The sequence below is a fragment of the Bradyrhizobium sp. SSBR45G genome, assembly GCF_030159255.1.
Classification (GTDB): Bacteria; Pseudomonadota; Alphaproteobacteria; order Rhizobiales; family Xanthobacteraceae; genus Bradyrhizobium.
Window position 1 is genome coordinate 54,082 of sequence record NZ_BSCT01000007.1, and the last position, 16,989, is coordinate 71,070.

Annotated in this window: 11 protein-coding genes; 10 read left to right on the forward strand and 1 reads right to left on the reverse strand. The window is 65.4% G+C overall.

All coding sequences use genetic code 11. The features are described 5' to 3' along the window. Positions 1-162: 162 nt before the first annotated feature. Complete coding sequence (locus tag QQL87_RS11365) at positions 163-432, reverse strand: hypothetical protein (RefSeq protein WP_284418174.1); 270 nt, start codon at positions 430-432, stop codon at positions 163-165. A 468-nt stretch (positions 433-900) separates the two neighbouring features. Here QQL87_RS11365 and QQL87_RS11370 point away from each other — a divergent pair, with 468 nt between their 5' ends. From QQL87_RS11370 to QQL87_RS11415, 10 genes are all read left to right on the forward strand, one after another. Continuing rightward, positions 901-2,106, forward strand: coding sequence for a class I SAM-dependent methyltransferase (locus tag QQL87_RS11370; RefSeq protein WP_284418118.1), 1,206 nt, complete (start codon positions 901-903; stop codon positions 2,104-2,106). Next, positions 2,106-2,642, forward strand: a complete 537-nt coding sequence (locus tag QQL87_RS11375) for a WbuC family cupin fold metalloprotein (protein ID WP_284418117.1) — start codon at positions 2,106-2,108, stop codon at positions 2,640-2,642. The genes QQL87_RS11370 and QQL87_RS11375 overlap by 1 nt, the downstream gene beginning before the upstream one ends. Continuing rightward, complete coding sequence (locus QQL87_RS11380; protein ID WP_284418116.1) at positions 2,639-3,379, forward strand: SDR family NAD(P)-dependent oxidoreductase; 741 nt, start codon at positions 2,639-2,641, stop codon at positions 3,377-3,379. Before QQL87_RS11375 ends, QQL87_RS11380 begins: the two co-directional genes overlap by 4 nt. 69 nt (positions 3,380-3,448) lie before the next feature. Further along, positions 3,449-4,714, forward strand: coding sequence for a class I SAM-dependent methyltransferase (locus QQL87_RS11385; protein ID WP_284418115.1), 1,266 nt, complete (start codon positions 3,449-3,451; stop codon positions 4,712-4,714). A gap of 149 nt (positions 4,715-4,863) precedes the next feature. After that, positions 4,864-5,706, forward strand: a complete 843-nt coding sequence (locus tag QQL87_RS11390; protein WP_284418114.1) for an ABC transporter permease — start codon at positions 4,864-4,866, stop codon at positions 5,704-5,706. Between the two features lie 33 nt (positions 5,707-5,739). Continuing rightward, positions 5,740-6,489: an ABC transporter ATP-binding protein gene (locus tag QQL87_RS11395; protein ID WP_284418113.1), complete on the forward strand. Its 750-nt coding sequence runs from the start codon at positions 5,740-5,742 to the stop codon at positions 6,487-6,489. A gap of 42 nt (positions 6,490-6,531) precedes the next feature. After that, a complete protein-coding gene (locus QQL87_RS11400; RefSeq protein WP_349817269.1) occupies positions 6,532-7,599 on the forward strand; it encodes a glycosyltransferase family 2 protein in 1,068 nt (355 codons plus the stop codon). Continuing rightward, positions 7,596-9,707 (forward strand): TIGR04372 family glycosyltransferase, encoded by a 2,112-nt coding sequence (locus tag QQL87_RS11405; protein ID WP_349817268.1) that lies wholly within the window; start codon positions 7,596-7,598, stop codon positions 9,705-9,707. The genes QQL87_RS11400 and QQL87_RS11405 overlap by 4 nt, the downstream gene beginning before the upstream one ends. Positions 9,708-9,905: 198 nt before the next feature. Then, a complete protein-coding gene (locus QQL87_RS11410; RefSeq protein ID WP_284418110.1) occupies positions 9,906-12,785 on the forward strand; it encodes an NF038122 family metalloprotease in 2,880 nt (959 codons plus the stop codon). A gap of 294 nt (positions 12,786-13,079) precedes the next feature. Further along, positions 13,080-16,973: a S8 family serine peptidase gene (locus QQL87_RS11415; RefSeq protein WP_284418109.1), complete on the forward strand. Its 3,894-nt coding sequence runs from the start codon at positions 13,080-13,082 to the stop codon at positions 16,971-16,973. Positions 16,974-16,989 lie beyond the last annotated feature (16 nt).

Genomic DNA, 16,989 nt, shown 5'->3' on the forward strand with positions numbered 1-16,989 from the left:
GCTCGCGGTCAGGCCCGCAACCTCAAAACTCCGGCCAGTCCCCGCAAGGAACCAGGACTGAACCACATCAAGACGCTTGTGCCGTTCGAGATCCACGGCCGGCACGAAAATGAGGTCTTGAAATTGCAAGCTTGCGATGCGGGCGAGCTCTCGATTGCGCCGTCAATTCAACGCACGGCCAATGATGGCAACGATCCGGTGAAACCATTCGGCGATCGGCAAGAGTCCTGCCTTGTCGACGATCAGCAAAATTGTGGACCACAGAGCCAGCTGCTCGAGCACAATCCGGCCCAGTCCAACCGAAATGAATATGAACGTCGTAAACGCCGCCAGGAGGGAGCTGAAGAATCCCGCACCCAGCGCCAGGAAGACGGCGAAGCATACTGTGCTCACGCAGACAATCCGAAGAATTGTCCGTAGGACCAGAACCATCTCTTTCACGCAAGTGCCCCCTCTTGCCACCGTCGAATCATGTGACGGAAGACCAGCCGCCCAAAGCCAGCAACCACCGTATAGAGCATCTCTCACCGAGACGAACGCGCAAAATCAACTTGGAAAAGCGTGCTGGTCTCCTCCAATTGGATGACACTGTTACTGGCGCGTCATTTGGCGTCGCGTGCTTTCAGCACAACTGAAAATGGCGAACTTCAGCACGATCTTTGCATCTAGCCTTGCATCTGGCTTTGCATCAGGGCGCCTTTTGCAAACGACACAGGTCCAAGGCCCGTTTTCCCCAATCCCTGGCATCTGTTGCTAGGCAAACATTTTACGTTGTATTGTTTCCGATTACACTGCTATTGCGGTTGGCCTTGAATGGCAACATCCTTTGCGCGACCGGATTTCCGGATGCGGCGGCAGCCATGAGTGTGTGTCCTCGTTCGATGCGATCCAGCTGAAGCCATGCCCACCAGATCACCGTTCGGCTGCCGCTCGTGCGGTCGGCCGATCACCACGAAGGCTCTGTCGCTCGGTGGGCTCTCCGTCTGCAACCGCTTCACGCCTGATGGTCGTGCCCAGTCTCCGATGACGCTCGACATCGTCGAGTGCGAAACCTGTCAGCTGGTTCAGCTTGGCGAGGCCCCGCCGCCCGAAGCCCTCGTTCCGACCGTGCCGTGGATCCGTTACCGCGAGCCGGAAGGCCATCTGGATGCGCTGGTCGAACAACTCGTCGGCCTGCGACCGCATGCGAGACGCGCGCTCGGCACCGGACCGTTCGAGCAGCCACTCCTGACCCGGCTTGCCGGCAAGGGCCTGGACGTCGCCGCGCTGGATCTGGATGCGAGCGGCGGCCCGGGCCGCTATCCGTACCTCGAGACATGGCAGGCTCAGCTCAACGCGGCCCACCTGTCGGCGCAACCGGTTCCGCCGGGCACCTTCGACATCGTCTCCTGTCGCTATCTGATCGAGCATACCTCTGAACCCGTGGCCGCGCTGCAAGCCCTCCGGCAACTGCTCAATCCGGATGCCCTGCTCGTGATCGAGGTCCCCGACAGCAGCAAGTTCCTGGCGGCCCGCGACTACTGTTTCCTGTGGGAGGAGCACAGCTGCTATTTCGTGGCCGACACGCTGCATAGCCTGGCCGAATCGAGCGGCTATCGCGTGCTCACCCTGCTCCGCTACCCCGGCACGCTGGAAGACGCCCTGGTCGCCGTTCTGACCCCGGCGGATGCGCCGATCCCCGCCGCCGCGCCTCGTGGACCGTCCAGCCTGTTCCAGGCCTATCGTGACAATTTTGCCCCGGCTCGTGCGCAGTTGCGCAGCAAGCTCGCCAGCCTGGCGGGTCCGGAGCGCGACCGGATCGCCCTGTTCGGCATCGGCCATCACGCCATCATGTTCGCCAACGCCTTCGGCGTGGCCGACCTGATCGCGCTCGCCGTTGATGACGACGCGGACAAGCGGGGCTTTTTTCCACCGGGATTCCGCGTCCCCGTGGTAGGCTCGGAGCGCCTGCTGGCCGACCAGCGGATCACCACCTGCCTGTTCGCCGTGGCCCCGCACATCGAGGGCCGGGTGCGCGACAAGCTGGCCCCGCTCGCCGCGCGGGGCGTGGCGTTCCACTCGATCTACGCCGCGCTCGACAACGCAATCACGAAGGATCTCGCCTGATGAGCCTGGTTCAGAAATCCCCGGAGGTGTTCCTGGCCGAGGGGCCGATCGCCGCCGTCGGACAAGCGGAGATCAGCACGCTCAAGGCTGCCGTCAAGGCCAGCCCGAAACGGCGCGCCCGCATCAACGCCCATCCGGATGGCGACGACCAGTTGCACGAGATGATCATCGCGATCGATTCGAGCTCCTACATCCGGCCGCACAAGCATCCGGGCAAGAGCGAGGCGTTCCACATCGTCGAAGGCGAGGTCGACATCGTCGTGTTCAACGACGCAGGCGAGATCATTCGGGTCGTCGAGCTGGGGCCGCCGGGCGGCCGGCGCCCGTTTTATTACCGGATGTCGAATGCGTTCTTCCACACGCTGATCATCCGCAGCGATCTGCTGATCGTGCACGAGATCACCAACGGCCCGTTCCGGCCCGGCGCCAGCGTGTTCGCCGATTTCGCGCCGGAGGACAGCGACACCGCCGCGGCCGAGGCCTATCAGGCCGACCTGGTCCGGCGCGTCGCAGCGCTGCAGGACGCCGCGGCATGAGCAGCCATGCCGTCGTGGTCGGCGGCACCCGCGGCCTCGGCCGTGTGGTCGTCGAGCGCTTCCTCGCCCGCGGCTGCGCCGTCAGCGTGGTGTCGCGGCAGCGTCCGGACGATTTTCCCGATCAGCCCGACCTGAAGCATTTTTCCGCCGATCTCGAGCGCAGCGACAGCTTCGACGGCCTCTGGCGCGAGATTGCCGACGCGAACGGTCCGATCCGCTATCTCGTCCTGAGCCAGCGGTTCCGCGGCCAGGGCGATCCCTGGGCCGGCGAGATCCAGGTCGGCCTGACCGCATCGCGCGACCTGATCGAAGGCTTTTCCAGCCATTTCGCCGATGACGGCGACCGCGCCATCGGCGTGGTCAGCTCGGTCTATGCCGAATTCGTCGGCTCTTCGCAGCCGGTCGGCTACCACGTCGTGAAGGGCGGCCTCAATGCGATGGTCCGCCATTACGCCGCGACGCTCGGCCGCCGCGGCATCCGCGTCAACGCCATCATGCCGCTGACCTATCTGAAGCGCGAATCGCGTGTCTTCTATGAGCAGAACGAGAAGCTCATGGACACCTATCGCCGGCTGGTGCCGCTGGGCCGGCTCGGCACCGCCGAGGAATGCGCCGACGCCCTCGACTTCCTGTGCAGCGCGCGCGCTTCGTTCATCAACGGGCAGAGCCTGTTCCTGGATGGCGGAGTGTCCACAGTCTGGCAAGAAGAGGTCGCCAAGAGCTTCGCGGGACTGTAAAACGCGCCGCAAATCTCTCTTCGGCCGACCATCCCGCCCGCGGGATCGCCAACCCAGGATCGTCACGTCATGCAGCACGTCAAGCACAAGACCGATTGCCGCCTGTGCGGCTCGACCTCGCTCGATCACGTGCTGCCGATCAGGCCCTCGGCGATCGGCGATGCGTTCGTCACGGCGGACCGGCTGTCCGAGACACAGGACCTCTATCCGCTCGACTGCTATCTCTGCCTCGACTGCGGCCACCTGCAGAATCTCGACGTCGTCGATCCCGACATCCTGTTTCGCGACTACACCTACCGCACCTCGGTCTCGCTCGGCCTCGTCGAGCATTTCAAGCGCTATGCGCAATCGGTGGTGTCCACGCTCGGCATCCCCCAGGGCAGCCTCGTCGCCGAGATGGGCAGCAATGACGGCTCGCTGCTCAAGGCGTTCAAGAACGAGGGCATGCGGGTCCAGGGCATCGACCCGGCCCGCGACATCGCCGCGACGGCCACCAATGAAGGCATCCCCACAATCCCGGATTTCTTCACCAGCGCGCTGGCGGCCCGCATCAAGGCCGAGCAGGGCGAGGCCAAGCTGTTCTGCGCCAACAACGTGTTCGCCCATATCGACAACATGTCGGACGTGGTGAAGGGCATCCGGCTGCTGCTCGCCGACGACGGCGCCTTCGTGTTCGAGGTCTCCTACATCGTCGACATGATCGACAACATGGTGTTTGACACCATCTATCACGAGCACGTCTCGCATCATGCGCTGATCCCGCTCGAGACCTTCATGAACCGGCACGACATGACGCTGTTCCATGTCGAGCGCACCGGCACCAAGGGCGGCTCGATCCGCGCCTTCGCGCAGCCGAAATCAACCGGCAAGCGTCCGCGGTCTGCGGAGCTGTCGACCTTGATCGCCGAGGAGGAACGGCGCGGCGTCACCAAGCCGCAGATCTACCGCGACTGGTTCGTGGCGATCGAGGATTGCAAGCGCCGGGTGCTCGTCACGCTGGACGAGGCCATTGCCGCCGGCAAGCTGGTCGCCGCCTACGGCGCCTCGACCACCACGACCACCCTGCTCTACCATTTCGAGCTGGAGAGCCGGATCAAGTTCATCGTCGATGACAACCAGCTCAAGCACGGCCGCTTCAGCCCGGGCGCCCATATCCCGGTGCTGCCCTCCAGCGAGCTCGCCACCCGCAAGCCCGACATCGTCGTGATTCTCGCCTGGATCTATGCCGACCCGATCCTGAAGCGGAATCAGGCGTTTCTCGAAGCCGACGGCCGCTTCCTGGTGCCGCTGCCAAAGCCGCAGCTCGTCGATGCATCGGGGGCGACCGCGATCTGAGCTGCCGCCGACGGCTTGCCGGAGGTGACCGGTTGACAGCTCCTGCATAACATGGTCCAGCAAGCGCTGGCGACCGGCCGCCCGTGCGCGGGGACCGATCGCTTTTCAGCTGTCAAGCCAGATACTTACGGCACTCGCGAGGTAGCAGAATGACCACCGTGACCGATGAGCAGGTCGAGCGGTTTGTGGTTGCGGATCGGCGTCGCTTTTCCTGGGAGCGCTGCCGCGAGGACATCGCGCCGTTCATCACGCGTCACGTCACCTGGCGCGCGCTCGCGGCCGGCGACATCCGGTCAAAATACCGCCGCACCCTGCTGGGTCCGTGGTGGATCACCGCAACCAACGCGATCACCGCGCTGATCATGGGCACGGTCGCCGGCCGCTTTCTCGGCGCCGACATGAAGACCTACCTGCCCCACTTCATGGTCAGCATGACCATCTGGAGCTTCATCTCGTCCTCGCTCAGCGAATCCTGCTACACGATGATCAATGCGGGCGGCATGATCAAAGCGGTCGACATGCCGATTCTGATCCACGTCATGCGCATGGTTCAGCGCAACCTGATCATCTTTCTGCACAACATCGCCGTGATTCCATTCATCTGGCTCGTCTATCCCTGGTCGGTCGGGGTCGGAATGGTGCTGGCCATCTTCGGCCTGATGATCGTCTATGTCTTCGTCGTCAGCGCCTCGGTGATCGTCTCGATGATCTGCGTGCGCTATCGCGACGTGCCGCCGGTCATGGCCGCGGTGCTGCAGCTCCTGTTCTTCATCTCCCCGATCATCTGGGAACCGTCGAGCATCCGCGGCGGCGAGTTCATCGTCACGCTCAACCCGATCGCCTATCTGCTGGCGGTCACGCGCGGCCCGCTGATGGGAGACATTCCCGGCCTTGCGACCTGGGCGGGTGCCATTGGATCGGTCGCGGTCCTGACCGCCGCCATGATCTTCATCTACACGCGCTATCGGTCGCGCGTCGTGTATTGGGCCTGATATCATGGCCGGGACCTCTGGATCCGCCTTCCAATGACTCTGATTGAAGCCAAGCAACTCGGCATCGAATTTCCGGTCGCGCCGCCGAACGCACGATCGTTCCGGCATCTGGCCATCAAGGCGGCGTCGCGCGTCGGCGGCCGGGTCTCGAAGAGCGACGGCTCGTTCCAGTTCGTCCAGGCGCTCGACGATATCAGCTTCACCTTGAAGCAGGGCGACCGGCTCGGCCTGGTCGGCCACAACGGCGCCGGCAAGACCACGCTGATCCGCGTGCTCGCCGGCATCTACGAGCCCACGCGCGGCTCGCTGCGGGTGGTCGGACGCAACGTGCCGATGTTCGACATCGGCCTCGGCATGGACGAAGAGGCGTCGGGATACGAGAACATCCGGACTCGCGGCCTGATCCTCGGGCTCTCGCCCGAGGAGATTGAGCAGCGCGTGCCGGAGATCGCTGAATTCGCCGAGCTCGGCGACTACCTCGAGCTGCCGATCCGGACCTATTCCTCGGGCATGCTGCTGCGCCTGGTGTTCTCGATCGCAGCCTCGATTCACGGCGACATCATCCTGATGGACGAGTGGATCGCCGTCGGCGACGCGCAGTTCCGCAAGAAGACCCATGACCGCCTGCAGCAGATCACGTTGCGCTCGGGAATCGTCGTGCTGGCCTCTCACGATCATGGCCTGTTGCGCGACACCTGCAATCTCGGGCTGTATCTCGACGGCGGCCGCGTGCGGGCGTTCGGCGCCATCGAAGACGTGATGAAAGAGCTGGCCAAGGACTGAGTGGCCGGAGCCGGACAAGATGCGGCATGATGCTCGCTGGACATGACCAGGATGACCGCCTCTCCCGCTGCGCCGACCGTGACCCTGGTGGTCCCGAACTTCAATCATGCTCACTACCTGCCGGAATCGCTCGGCAGCATCGTCAACCAGACCCGCGCGCCCGACCGGGTTATCATCATCGATGACTGCTCGACGGATGACAGCATCGCGGTGATCTCACGTTTCCTGGCCGACCGGCCAAGCTGGCAGTTGGTCCGCCACGAGACCAACCAGGGCGTCGTGCGCGGCCAAAACGAGGCGCTTGCTGCTGCAGACACGGAATGGATCGGATTTCTCGGAGCCGACGACGCGTTGCATCCGACCTATCTCGAGAAAGCGATGGCGCAGGCAGCCAACCACCCGGAGGCCGGGCTCATCTTCGCCTGCTGCGAGATCATCGGCCCGAACGGGCCGTCCGCAAAGCGCATGTTGCGCCCGATCATGCTGCCGTCTTCCACATCGACCATGCTGGCGCCGGCGGACGTCCGCCGCATCCTGCACTTTGGTGACAACTACTTCTCTGGCACCACCTCGCTCTATCGCCGCACCGCCTTGCAGGCGCTGGGCGGGTTCGACGTCAAGCTCGGCTCGTTCTCGGATGCGTTTCTCGCGCGGCGGCTGGGGCTGACCTATGGCTGCTACTTCATGGCCGAGGCGCTCGGCTATTGGCGCATCCATGGCCAGAACTACTCGACGGCGACGGCGACCGACCCGACATCGCTCGATACCAAGCTGGCCGAGATCGGGTCACTGATTGCGCAGAGCAGGCTGTTCCCCGAGGGGTATGAGGATGTCTTCGCCCGGCGCAATCGCTTCGGCGCGGCACGGATGGTGCTCGGTGGCGACACGGCGCCCGCCGCCAAGGCTGCGCGCATCTCCGCCCTGCTCGACGGCAACGCGGTCGACACCCGCCTGCTCCGGCTGATGCTGGGCTTCGGGGCGGTCGGCCGCCTGGCTGCGCTCGCCTGGATCACCCTGCGGACACGGCCGATGTCGCTGACGCGCCTGCTCGCCCAGAGCGGGGCACGTCGCGCGATCGTCTCCGCGACACCGGGCTACCGCGCGCCATGACGATTCGCGCGCCGATCGGCTCTCTCCGGCATCGCCTCGGCAAGCGGCAGGCTGCACCCGCCCCGAGCCCAAGCGTTCCAGCCGTGCGGCCATCGCCGCAGGCGCGGCCAAAAGGCTGGTCGCCAAGAGTGCTGCTGACCACAACAGCCTTTCGCCTCTACGCCTTCCTGAGCGCAAGACGCCGCCAATTGCTGCCGCTGACCACGCGCGCTGCCAATCTCGTCGACAGCAGGCTCATCGTTGCCCCTGCCGGCGCCGGACTGCTGCGGCTAATGGACCGGCAGCTGGCAAAAGGCTCGCGTGTCGGCGGGCTGCTGGCCCGCTTGATCTCGACGTCGCTGGCGGCGGCCGCGCAGGTCCATCTCGCCGCAAGCCGCAAGCCGAGCGCACTGCGTGCGGTCCGCGTGCTGAACCTGATCTTCCGCGGCAGCGTGCGCGCGCGTGCCGGCATGGGCGCGCAGGCCTATTTCGCGACGCTGGCGCTGTGCAGCGCCTATGACCGGATCGTACGCGAGGTGCCGCGGCCCGAGACGATCGATAGCTTCGCGATCAATTTCGCGGTCGGCGTCGCCCACATGTATCGCGGCAACCTGCCGGTGGCGGCCCATTTCCTGACGGCGGCTGCGGCATCGGGCGACGGCAACGCGCTGCGCAAGCTCGGCGCGGTCCATGCCCTGGCCGGCGATCACGTCCAGGCCGCCTCATGCTTCAAGGCCGCTGTCACGCGCGATCCCCGCTCGGTGATGGCGCATCAGAACTACGCCGGCGGCTACGATCCGTCGACCTACACGCCGAGCGCCTGGGAGCTCGAGAATGCTGGCGAACTGCTGATCTATGACAATCTGATCCAGCTCGGCGAGAACTTCTACCACCAGGGCCGCTACGACGACACGTTCCGCTGCTATCAGGCGGCGCTCGATCATCAGGATGCGCTGGCGCGCAAATGGTCGGTTCCCGACGCGCTGGTCCAGCGCATCGCCGCCACGAGCCGCATCTTCGATCCCGCGCTCCCGGTCCGGCTGCTCGGCTACGAATGGGTGACGCTGATCGGCCATATCGGCTTCATCGATTGCCATTTGCGCATGGCCGCGCTCGGCATGCTGCCGCGGGCCAACACTGTGCTGCTCGCCCCGCCCGCCAAGGTCGTCAACCAGCCGTTCCTCAGGCTGTTCGCGCCGCATGTGACGATCATCGAAGACCCGGCGCTCGTCGATGATCTCCTGCCCTATCAGCGGCTGGTCGGCGACCAGTTCATCGCCGTTCGCGGCAAGGATGGCCTGGCCGAGCCGTGGGCGCACGCCGCATCGCGGGCGCAGGTCGCCTGGGCCGAGCAGCAGCGCGGACCGATCGTGAAGGTTCCATCCGAGCTCATGGCTGCGGGCGCGGCCAGGCTGCGCGCCGCGGGCATGACCGGCGACTGGTTCGTCGCGATGCACATCCGCGAGGGCGGCTATCACGGCGACGGTCCGGGCACGACGCGCCAGCATCGCTCCGCCAATGTCGGCGACTACCTCGCCGCCATCGCCGCCATCACCGCGCGCGGCGGCACCGTGGTCCGTCTCGGCGACCGCAGCATGACGCCGCTCCGCGGCATGGCGGGCGTGTTCGACTACGCGCATAGCGACATCAAGTCGGCGGAGATGGACCTGTATCTCTGCGCGGCCGCGCGACTGTTCGTCGGCACGACCTCAGGCCTGACCACGGCCGTGCAGGCGCTGGGGACGCCGATGCTGCTGGTCAATTGCATCTCCAACGACTGCCAGTTCTGGCACGAGCGCACCGACTTCACGGTGCGTCCGGTCTACGACCGGCGGGCACGGCGCTATCTGTCGCTGCGCGAGACCTATCGCCAGCCGCTGCAGGCGCTGCTGATCGACACCGCCGTGCTGGCCCGCCATTGGCTCGAGATCCACCCCAATACCGCACAGGACATCACGGCAGCCGTTCGCTACAAGCTCGATTGCCTGGACGGATCAGGCCGGTCGCTGCGCGAGGGCGGGCCCATGCTCGATCAATATCGCGCTGCTCTTGCCGACAATCCCTATAATTTCGGTGCCGCGCTACCAGTGCCCGACTTTCTCGATCGGCTTCCAGACCTGCTCGGATGAACACGCCGCCCGACGGCCGTTCGATCAGTGCCCGGACGCGCCGCGCCCCGTCGTTTTCCGAATTCTTACGGTGCCCATTAACGTTCGGGCAAGACGAACAGCCTGATAGGTAACAGCTGCACGGTTGCGAATCGCGTCGCGTGCAAATCGCAGCTTGCGATCCATGCGCCGTTGAGGCGAACAGCTGGGACTGAGGCCATGCCGGAACAGCGTTCCACGACCGCGGACACCTCCGACGAACGCGTCGGCCCCCCTCCGTCGACTCCCGTCGAGCTTCCCGATGAGGCCGTCGAAGCCCAGCTCGCGCAGGGCGATTTCGCCGGCGTTGGCGCCGTCACGGCGGTGACATCAGGCGGATTGACGATCAATCTGCTGTTCGACACGGCGGCGATGAATGCGCCTGCGAGCTTCCGGGCCGGCATCCAGCAGGCGGCGGCGATCCTCACCTCGGTGATCTCGGATCACATCACGGTCAATCTCAAGATCGACTACAGCGGCACCGGCGGCGGCGCGGCGGCGGGTCCTGACGGCGGTCAGTGGATGACCTATTCCAGCGTCAGATCCAACCTGATCAATTACGCCAGTCCCGGCGACACCACCTTCAACGCCCTGCCCGCCGGATCCAGCATCCAGGGTCAATCCTACGTCGCCGTCTGGAATACGCAGCTGAAGCTGTGGAACGGGCTCGGCGCCAACGACACCACCACTGATGACGGCAGCGCGACCTTCGCGACCGACATCAATCCCAACCTGCTGGTCGGCGTGGCGCTGCACGAGCTGACGCACGCCTTCGGCCGCGTGCCCTACGGGCCGCAGCCCGACATCTTCGATCTGTTCCGCTTCTCCAGCCCGGGCGTCCGGCTGATGAGCGGCGGTGCGACGGCGTCGACCGCGTATTTCTCCCTCGACGGCGGCACGACGAAGATCGGCGACTACGGGCAGTCCTCGGACCCCAGCGACTTCCTGAACAGCGGCGTGCAGGGCGGCAACGATCCCTTCAACGAGTTCTACACCTACAGCACGCTGCAGACGCTGACGGCCGCGGACCTCAAGCAGATGGATGCACTCGGCTTCCATCTCATTTCCGCGACACCCGTCACGATCGAGGCGCTCGGATCGATCAGCCTGGTTCAGCTGGGCACGAGCTACTTCCTCAATCCGGTTGGCGGCGGCACCGGACCGGTGATCAAGTTCGGCGGCAGCACCGTTCAGCCCGGACAGCTGGGCGGCTGGGTCCCGATCGCGGCCGAGACCAGCGGCAGCGGCTATGAGGTCGCCTGGAAGATGACCGGCGCCGACCTCTATACGGTCTGGAACGTCGACAGCAACGGCAACTACACCGGCAACCCGATCGGCGGGCTTTCGGGAGGCGCGGCCGCGTTCGAGGCGTTCGAGACGACGTTCCATCAGGACCTCAATGGCGACGGCACGATCGGCGTGCCGACGACCGTCATCGAGGCGATCGGCTCGACCAGCCTGGTCCAGGCGGGCAACGGCTACTTCCTCAATCCGGTCGGCGGCGGCACCGGGCCGCAGCTCAGGTTCGGCGGCGCCAACCTGGTCATCGGGCAGCTCGGCGGCTGGGCCCCGATCGGCGCCGACGTCGTCGGCAGCGGCTATCAGGTCGCCTGGAAGATGGCCGGTGCCGATCTCTACACGGTCTGGAACGTCGACAGCAGCGGCAACTACACTGGCAACCCGATTGCGGCCCTCAGCGGCAGCGACAGCGCGCTGGAAGCGCTCGAACCCAACCTCCACCAGGATCTCAACGGCGACGGCACGATCGGAATCCCGACCACTGTGATCGAGGCGCTGGGATCGACCAAGCTCGTCCAGTCCGGATCGAGCTATTATCTCAATCCGGTCGCCGGCGGCACCGGGCCGCAGATTTCGTTCGGCGGCAGCGTCGTCACCGTCGGTCAGCTCGGCGGCTGGGCGCCGATCGGCGCCGACGTCGTCGGCAGCGGCTATCAGGTCGCCTGGAAGATGGCGGGCGCCGATCTCTACACGGTGTGGAACGTCGACAGCGGCGGCCACTACACCGGCAACCCGATCGGGGCCCTCAGCGGCAGCAACAGCGCGCTCGAAGCGCTCGAGCCCAACCTCCATCAGGATCTCAACGGCGACGGCACGATCGGAATCCCGACCACCGTGATCGAAGCGCTGGGGTCGACCAAGCTCGTCCAATCCGGATCGAGCTACTATCTGAATCCGGTGGCCGGCGGCACCGGGCCGCAGATCTCGTTCGGCGGCAGCGTCGTCACCGTCGGTCAGCTCGGCGGCTGGGCCCCGATCGGCGCCGATGTCGTCGGCAGCGGCTATCAAGTCGCCTGGAAGATGGCGGGCGCCGATCTCTACACGGTCTGGAACGTCGACAGCAGCGGCAACTACACCGGCAATCCGATCGCGGCGCTCAGCGGCAGTAACAGCACGTTCGAGGCGCTCGAAACCAATTTTCACCAGGATCTCAACGGCGACGGCACGATCGGCGTGCCCGCGCATGTCACGGCAGGCGCGCAGGCGATGGCGTCGGCCGGCGGCTCCGATGTGATCCTGACGCTCTCCGGGGGCTTCAGCGGTTATCTGATCGGCTTCGGCCATACCGGCGATCAGATCGACCTGAGCGGCATCGACGCGAATTCGCTGCAAACGCATTTCAACGCCGCGAACGGGCTGCTGTCGTTCAGCGACGGCACCAGCCGCGCATCGCTGCACCTGCTCGGCCCACTGTCGCAGGACAGCTTCCACTTCGCCGATGACGGCCAGGGCGGCACGATGATCTCCGGTGCCGTGGCTCCGGCCGATGGCCCCGCCCAGTCCGTCTCGTTGGCGGGGCACGACAGCTTCGTTTTCGCCGAGCATTTCGGCCGGGTCAGCATTGCCGACTTCACCCCGGGCAGCGACACGATCGTCGTCAGCCACGACGTGTTCGCGAGCCAGTCGGCTCTGTTGGCATCGCTCCACGACGACGCGGCCGGCAACGCCGTCATGACCGATGCGGCGCAGGACACGATCACGCTCCAGCACGTCACGACGGCCGACCTGCTGGCCCATCTGTCGAGCTTCCACATCGTCTGATTCGCCGGCGGCCCGCTCCAGGCAGGGCCGGGATCGGCTACGGCATCACCGGTCCCTCCGCCGCATCCAGCCTGTACGGCCCCAGGGGCATCCGATCGCCGCCCGTTGGCAGGTATTCTCGCAGAGACGGCACAATCCCGAGTTGAATTCGATCGGAGCGATCGAACCACGACATATGGCCGGCGCCGTCATTCTTCGGTACGATTTTATACAAGATCGCCGGGCATCAGGGCACGATGCTTCAATTCAATCCCACCTGTCGGCCTCGCGGACAGGCCCACCATCGTTGCATGCATGTTGTACGAATCTGACCGGGCCGAAGACATTTCGAATCGCTGGCGAGAAGCCGCTCAGTCCCTCATCTTCGATCCTGTTGCCGACGGTCATCACGACGGGCACCTGCAGCAACCGGCCGCCGACGCCAGCGCCGAGACCTCCAAGCCGGCCTCCGCCATCGAGCAGGCGCCGGATGCGTGGGCTGAGCCGGCCGATCTTTCCCCCTCGCCGTCGGTGGCCGATCAGCCGATCAGCCCCCTCGCGCATGCCGATGACGAGACGACGCAGGTCACGCAGTTTTTCGGCCTGAGCGCGCATGCTGAAACGGTCGCGCAGGATGCGGCGCCCCCGACGGCCTGGACGGCCGTGCTCGGCGCGTCGTGGCAGTTCATCCAGGAGACGTCATTCACTTCGTCCCCGCCCCCTGCCAGCCATGTGTTCGCCGAAGCGGCCTCGGCCGTTGGACCGAGTATCGGCTCGATCGCGGCCGTGCTCTCGACCGGCGTCGAGATGTGGTACGGCGCCAGCGCATCGCTGCAGACCGTGTCGAGCAGCGGAGGCGGTGCGCCGGCGGAAGCCGCCCCCAACAGCGTGGTCCATGCCTCGCTTCAGGAGGCGGTGACGGAAGCCATCACGTCAGCGGCCATAGGACAAGGCGCGACGGGGGCCCAGGTTGTGCAGGCGCTCGGAGGCAACTCCACGGGCGTGACAGGGGCCGGCATCAAGATCGGCGTCCTCTCCAGCAGCTTCAACAATCTCGGCGGCGCCGCAGCCGACGAAGCCAGCGGCGCACTGCCGTCCGCGTCCCAGATCCAGATCCTGAAGGACATGACATCGGGCGGGACGGACGAAGGCCGTGCGATGATGCAGGTCATCCACGACATCGCGCCCGATGCGAGCCTCGCCTTCTACACGGCGTTCCAGAGCGAGCAGGACTTCGCCAACGGCATCATCGCGCTCGCCAATGCCGGCTGCAAGGTCATCGTCGACGATGTGAGCTATCCGGACGAGCCGTTCTTTCAGAACGGCATTGTCGCCCAGGCCATTCAGACCGTTGAGGCGATGGGCGTGACCTATGTCACGTCGGCGGGCAACAACGGCAGCGTTGCCTATCAGACATCCTGGACATCGACATCGGGCAGCATCGGCGGACGTTACTATGCCGGGAACGCGCTGAGCTTCGGCGGCAACGTCGCGCAGACGATCACAGTCACCGCCGGAGCCCAACTGCTCGTGCAGTGGGACCAAGCTTTCGGCCAAGCCACGTCGAACCTCGCGATCAGCGTGTTCAAAGACGGGCAGTATCTCGGATACGTCGCCAATACTTCCCAGATTCCCTACATCGGGTTGCAGTTCGGAGTCTCCGGCACCTACCAGATCGTGATCGCCAGCACGGGATTTGCACCTCCGTCGACGATCAAGGAGATCCTTGCAGGCAACGGCGCCCCGGTCTCCATCGATGGCGCGAATGTTGGCACGGTGTTCGGTCACGCGATGACGCCGGGGGTGATCACCGTCGGAGCCGTCAACAGCGCCAACACGCCGGCCTTTGGCTCGACACCGGTCTCGGAGAGCTTTTCGTCGTCGGGCGCCGGAACCGAGATCCTGTTCGCCAATGACGGCACGCGCCTCGCGACGCCGCTTCAGCTCAGCCCCGTCGCGGTCTCCGGCATCGACAACATCGCGACGTCGGTCACGGGACTGACCGACTTCTACGGAACGTCCGCGGCTGCCCCGACCGTCGCCGCGATCGCGGCCCTGATCCTGACCGCCAATCCGACGCTGAGTTCGAGCGCCGTCGAAGAGATCCTGCAGCAGACCGCCGTGCCGATGAGCAACCAGGCGGTGGCGGGTGTGGGCCTCGCTCAGATCAATCCTGCCGTCGGCTCCGCGCCGTATTTCGCCAACACCGTCATCGAGGCGCTCGGGTCGGTCAGCCTCACCCAGTACGGCGTCATCTATGATCTCGTCGCTGGAAGCACGACCGTGGCGCTTCGGTACAGCGGCGCCAACGTGATCGTTCACCAGCTCAGCAACTGGATGCCGATCGGCGTTGAAGCCTACGGCAACGGCGGCTACGAGGTCGCGTGGAAATTCCAGGGCCAGGATCTCTACACGGTCTGGTACGTCGACAGCGGGGGCAACTATGTCGGCAACCCGATCAGCGGCGTCTCCGGCGGCTCGGCTGATTTCGAGACATTCGAGACGTCCTTCCACCAGGATCTGAATGGCGACGGCACGATTGGCTTGGCCAGCACCGTCATCGAGGCGGTGGGGACGACCAGCCTCGTTCAGCTCGGCAATGGCTATTTCCTCAATCCCGTCGCTGGCGGAACCGGGCCGCAGGTCAAGTTTGGCGGCAGCGCCGTCGTGCCGGGACAATTGGGAGGCTGGACTGCGATCGCGGCGGAGGCCGTCGGCAGCGGCTATCAGATCGCCTGGAAGATGACCGGCGCCGACCTCTACACCGTCTGGAACACCGACAGCAGCGGCAACTACACGGGCAATCCCATCGCCGCCGTCAGCGGCAGTAGCACCGCGCTGGAGCTGCTGGAGGTGAATTTCCACCAGGATCTGAACGGCGACGGCACGATCGGCGTTCCGAGCATGGTCATCGAATCCGCGGGATCCACCAGCCTGGTATTGTCCGGGTCGAGCTATTTCCTCAATCCCGTCGGCGGCGGTACCGGCCCTCAGGTCAAGTTCGGCGGCAGCGTCGTCGTTGCCGGACAGCTCAGCGGCTGGGAAGCCATCGGCGCCGAGGCCACGGCTGACGGCTACCAGGTCGCCTGGAAGATGGCGGGCGCCGACCTCTACGTGGTCTGGAATACCGATACCAACGGCAACTATGTGGGTGGCGCGACCGGCGCGGTTTCGGGCAGCTCTGCGTCGCTTGAAGCGCTCGAGACCACCTTCCACCAGGACCTCAACGGCGACGGCACGATCGGCATTCCGAGCGCCACTCAAGGCGGAACCGTCATCGAAACGCTGGGGTCGACGAGCCTGTCGTTGTCCGGCACCACCTATCTGATGGCTCCTGTCTCCGGCGGCTCCCAGGTCCAGGTCAAGTTCGGCGGCAGTGTCGTCGTCGCCGGACAGCTCGACGGCTGGGCTGCGATTGGCGCGGAGGCCACGGCCAGCGGCTACCAGGTCGCCTGGAAGATGGCCGGTGCCGACCTCTATGTGGTCTGGAACACCGACAGCAGCGGGAACTATGTCGGCGGCGCGACCGGCGCCGTATCCGGCAGCTCTGCGTCGCTCGAAGCCCTGGAGACCAGCTTCCACCAGGATTTGAATGGCGACGGCACGATCGGGATTCCGACCTCCAGCAGCTCCGCGCAGGCGAGCGCTCAGGCCGCAACGACCGCGAGCGCGACCGACCTGGTCTTCACATCGCCATCCTTCAGCGGCGAGCTGATCGGGTTCGGCGGCAGCGCCGCTCAGATCGACCTCAAGAGCGTCACGTTCGCCTCTCTGCAGGCGCATTTCGACGAGACCAGCGGGCTGCTGTCGTTGAGCGATGGCACCAACAGCGCGTCGCTGCACTTCGCCGGTGCACTGTCGCAGGACAACTTCCGCTTCACCGCGGACGGCCAAGGCGGCACGCTGATCTCCGGCACGGCGGCGCCGGCAGCCGGCGCGGCGTCTTCATCGGTGTCGCTGCAGGGGCATGATACCTTCGTGTTCTCCGAGCATTTCGGTCAGGTGAGCGTTTCGGACTTCGCCCTGGGCACCGACAAGATCGTCTTCAGCGAGAGCGTCTTTGCCGACCAGTCCGCATTGCAGGCCGCGATCCATGACGATGCGGCCGGCAACGCCGTCATCACCGATGCCGCCCTGGACACCATCACAATCCAGCACGTGTCGACGGCCGAGCTGCTGTCGCACCTGTCGAGCTTCCATCTGGTCTGACACCGGCCGCACCGCT

Coding starts and splice junctions, on each gene's coding strand:
- QQL87_RS11385 (WP_284418115.1), top strand. CDS start 3,449: ATGCAGCACGTCAAGCACAAGACCGATTGCCGCCTGTGCGGCTCGACC.
- QQL87_RS11390 (WP_284418114.1), top strand. CDS start 4,864: ATGACCACCGTGACCGATGAGCAGGTCGAGCGGTTTGTGGTTGCGGAT.
- QQL87_RS11370 (WP_284418118.1), top strand. CDS start 901: ATGCCCACCAGATCACCGTTCGGCTGCCGCTCGTGCGGTCGGCCGATC.
- QQL87_RS11415 (WP_284418109.1), top strand. CDS start 13,080: ATGTTGTACGAATCTGACCGGGCCGAAGACATTTCGAATCGCTGGCGA.
- QQL87_RS11395 (WP_284418113.1), top strand. CDS start 5,740: ATGACTCTGATTGAAGCCAAGCAACTCGGCATCGAATTTCCGGTCGCG.
- QQL87_RS11400 (WP_349817269.1), top strand. CDS start 6,532: ATGACCAGGATGACCGCCTCTCCCGCTGCGCCGACCGTGACCCTGGTG.
- QQL87_RS11410 (WP_284418110.1), top strand. CDS start 9,906: ATGCCGGAACAGCGTTCCACGACCGCGGACACCTCCGACGAACGCGTC.
- QQL87_RS11375 (WP_284418117.1), top strand. CDS start 2,106: ATGAGCCTGGTTCAGAAATCCCCGGAGGTGTTCCTGGCCGAGGGGCCG.
- QQL87_RS11405 (WP_349817268.1), top strand. CDS start 7,596: ATGACGATTCGCGCGCCGATCGGCTCTCTCCGGCATCGCCTCGGCAAG.
- QQL87_RS11380 (WP_284418116.1), top strand. CDS start 2,639: ATGAGCAGCCATGCCGTCGTGGTCGGCGGCACCCGCGGCCTCGGCCGT.
- QQL87_RS11365 (WP_284418174.1), bottom strand. CDS start 432: ATGGTTCTGGTCCTACGGACAATTCTTCGGATTGTCTGCGTGAGCACA.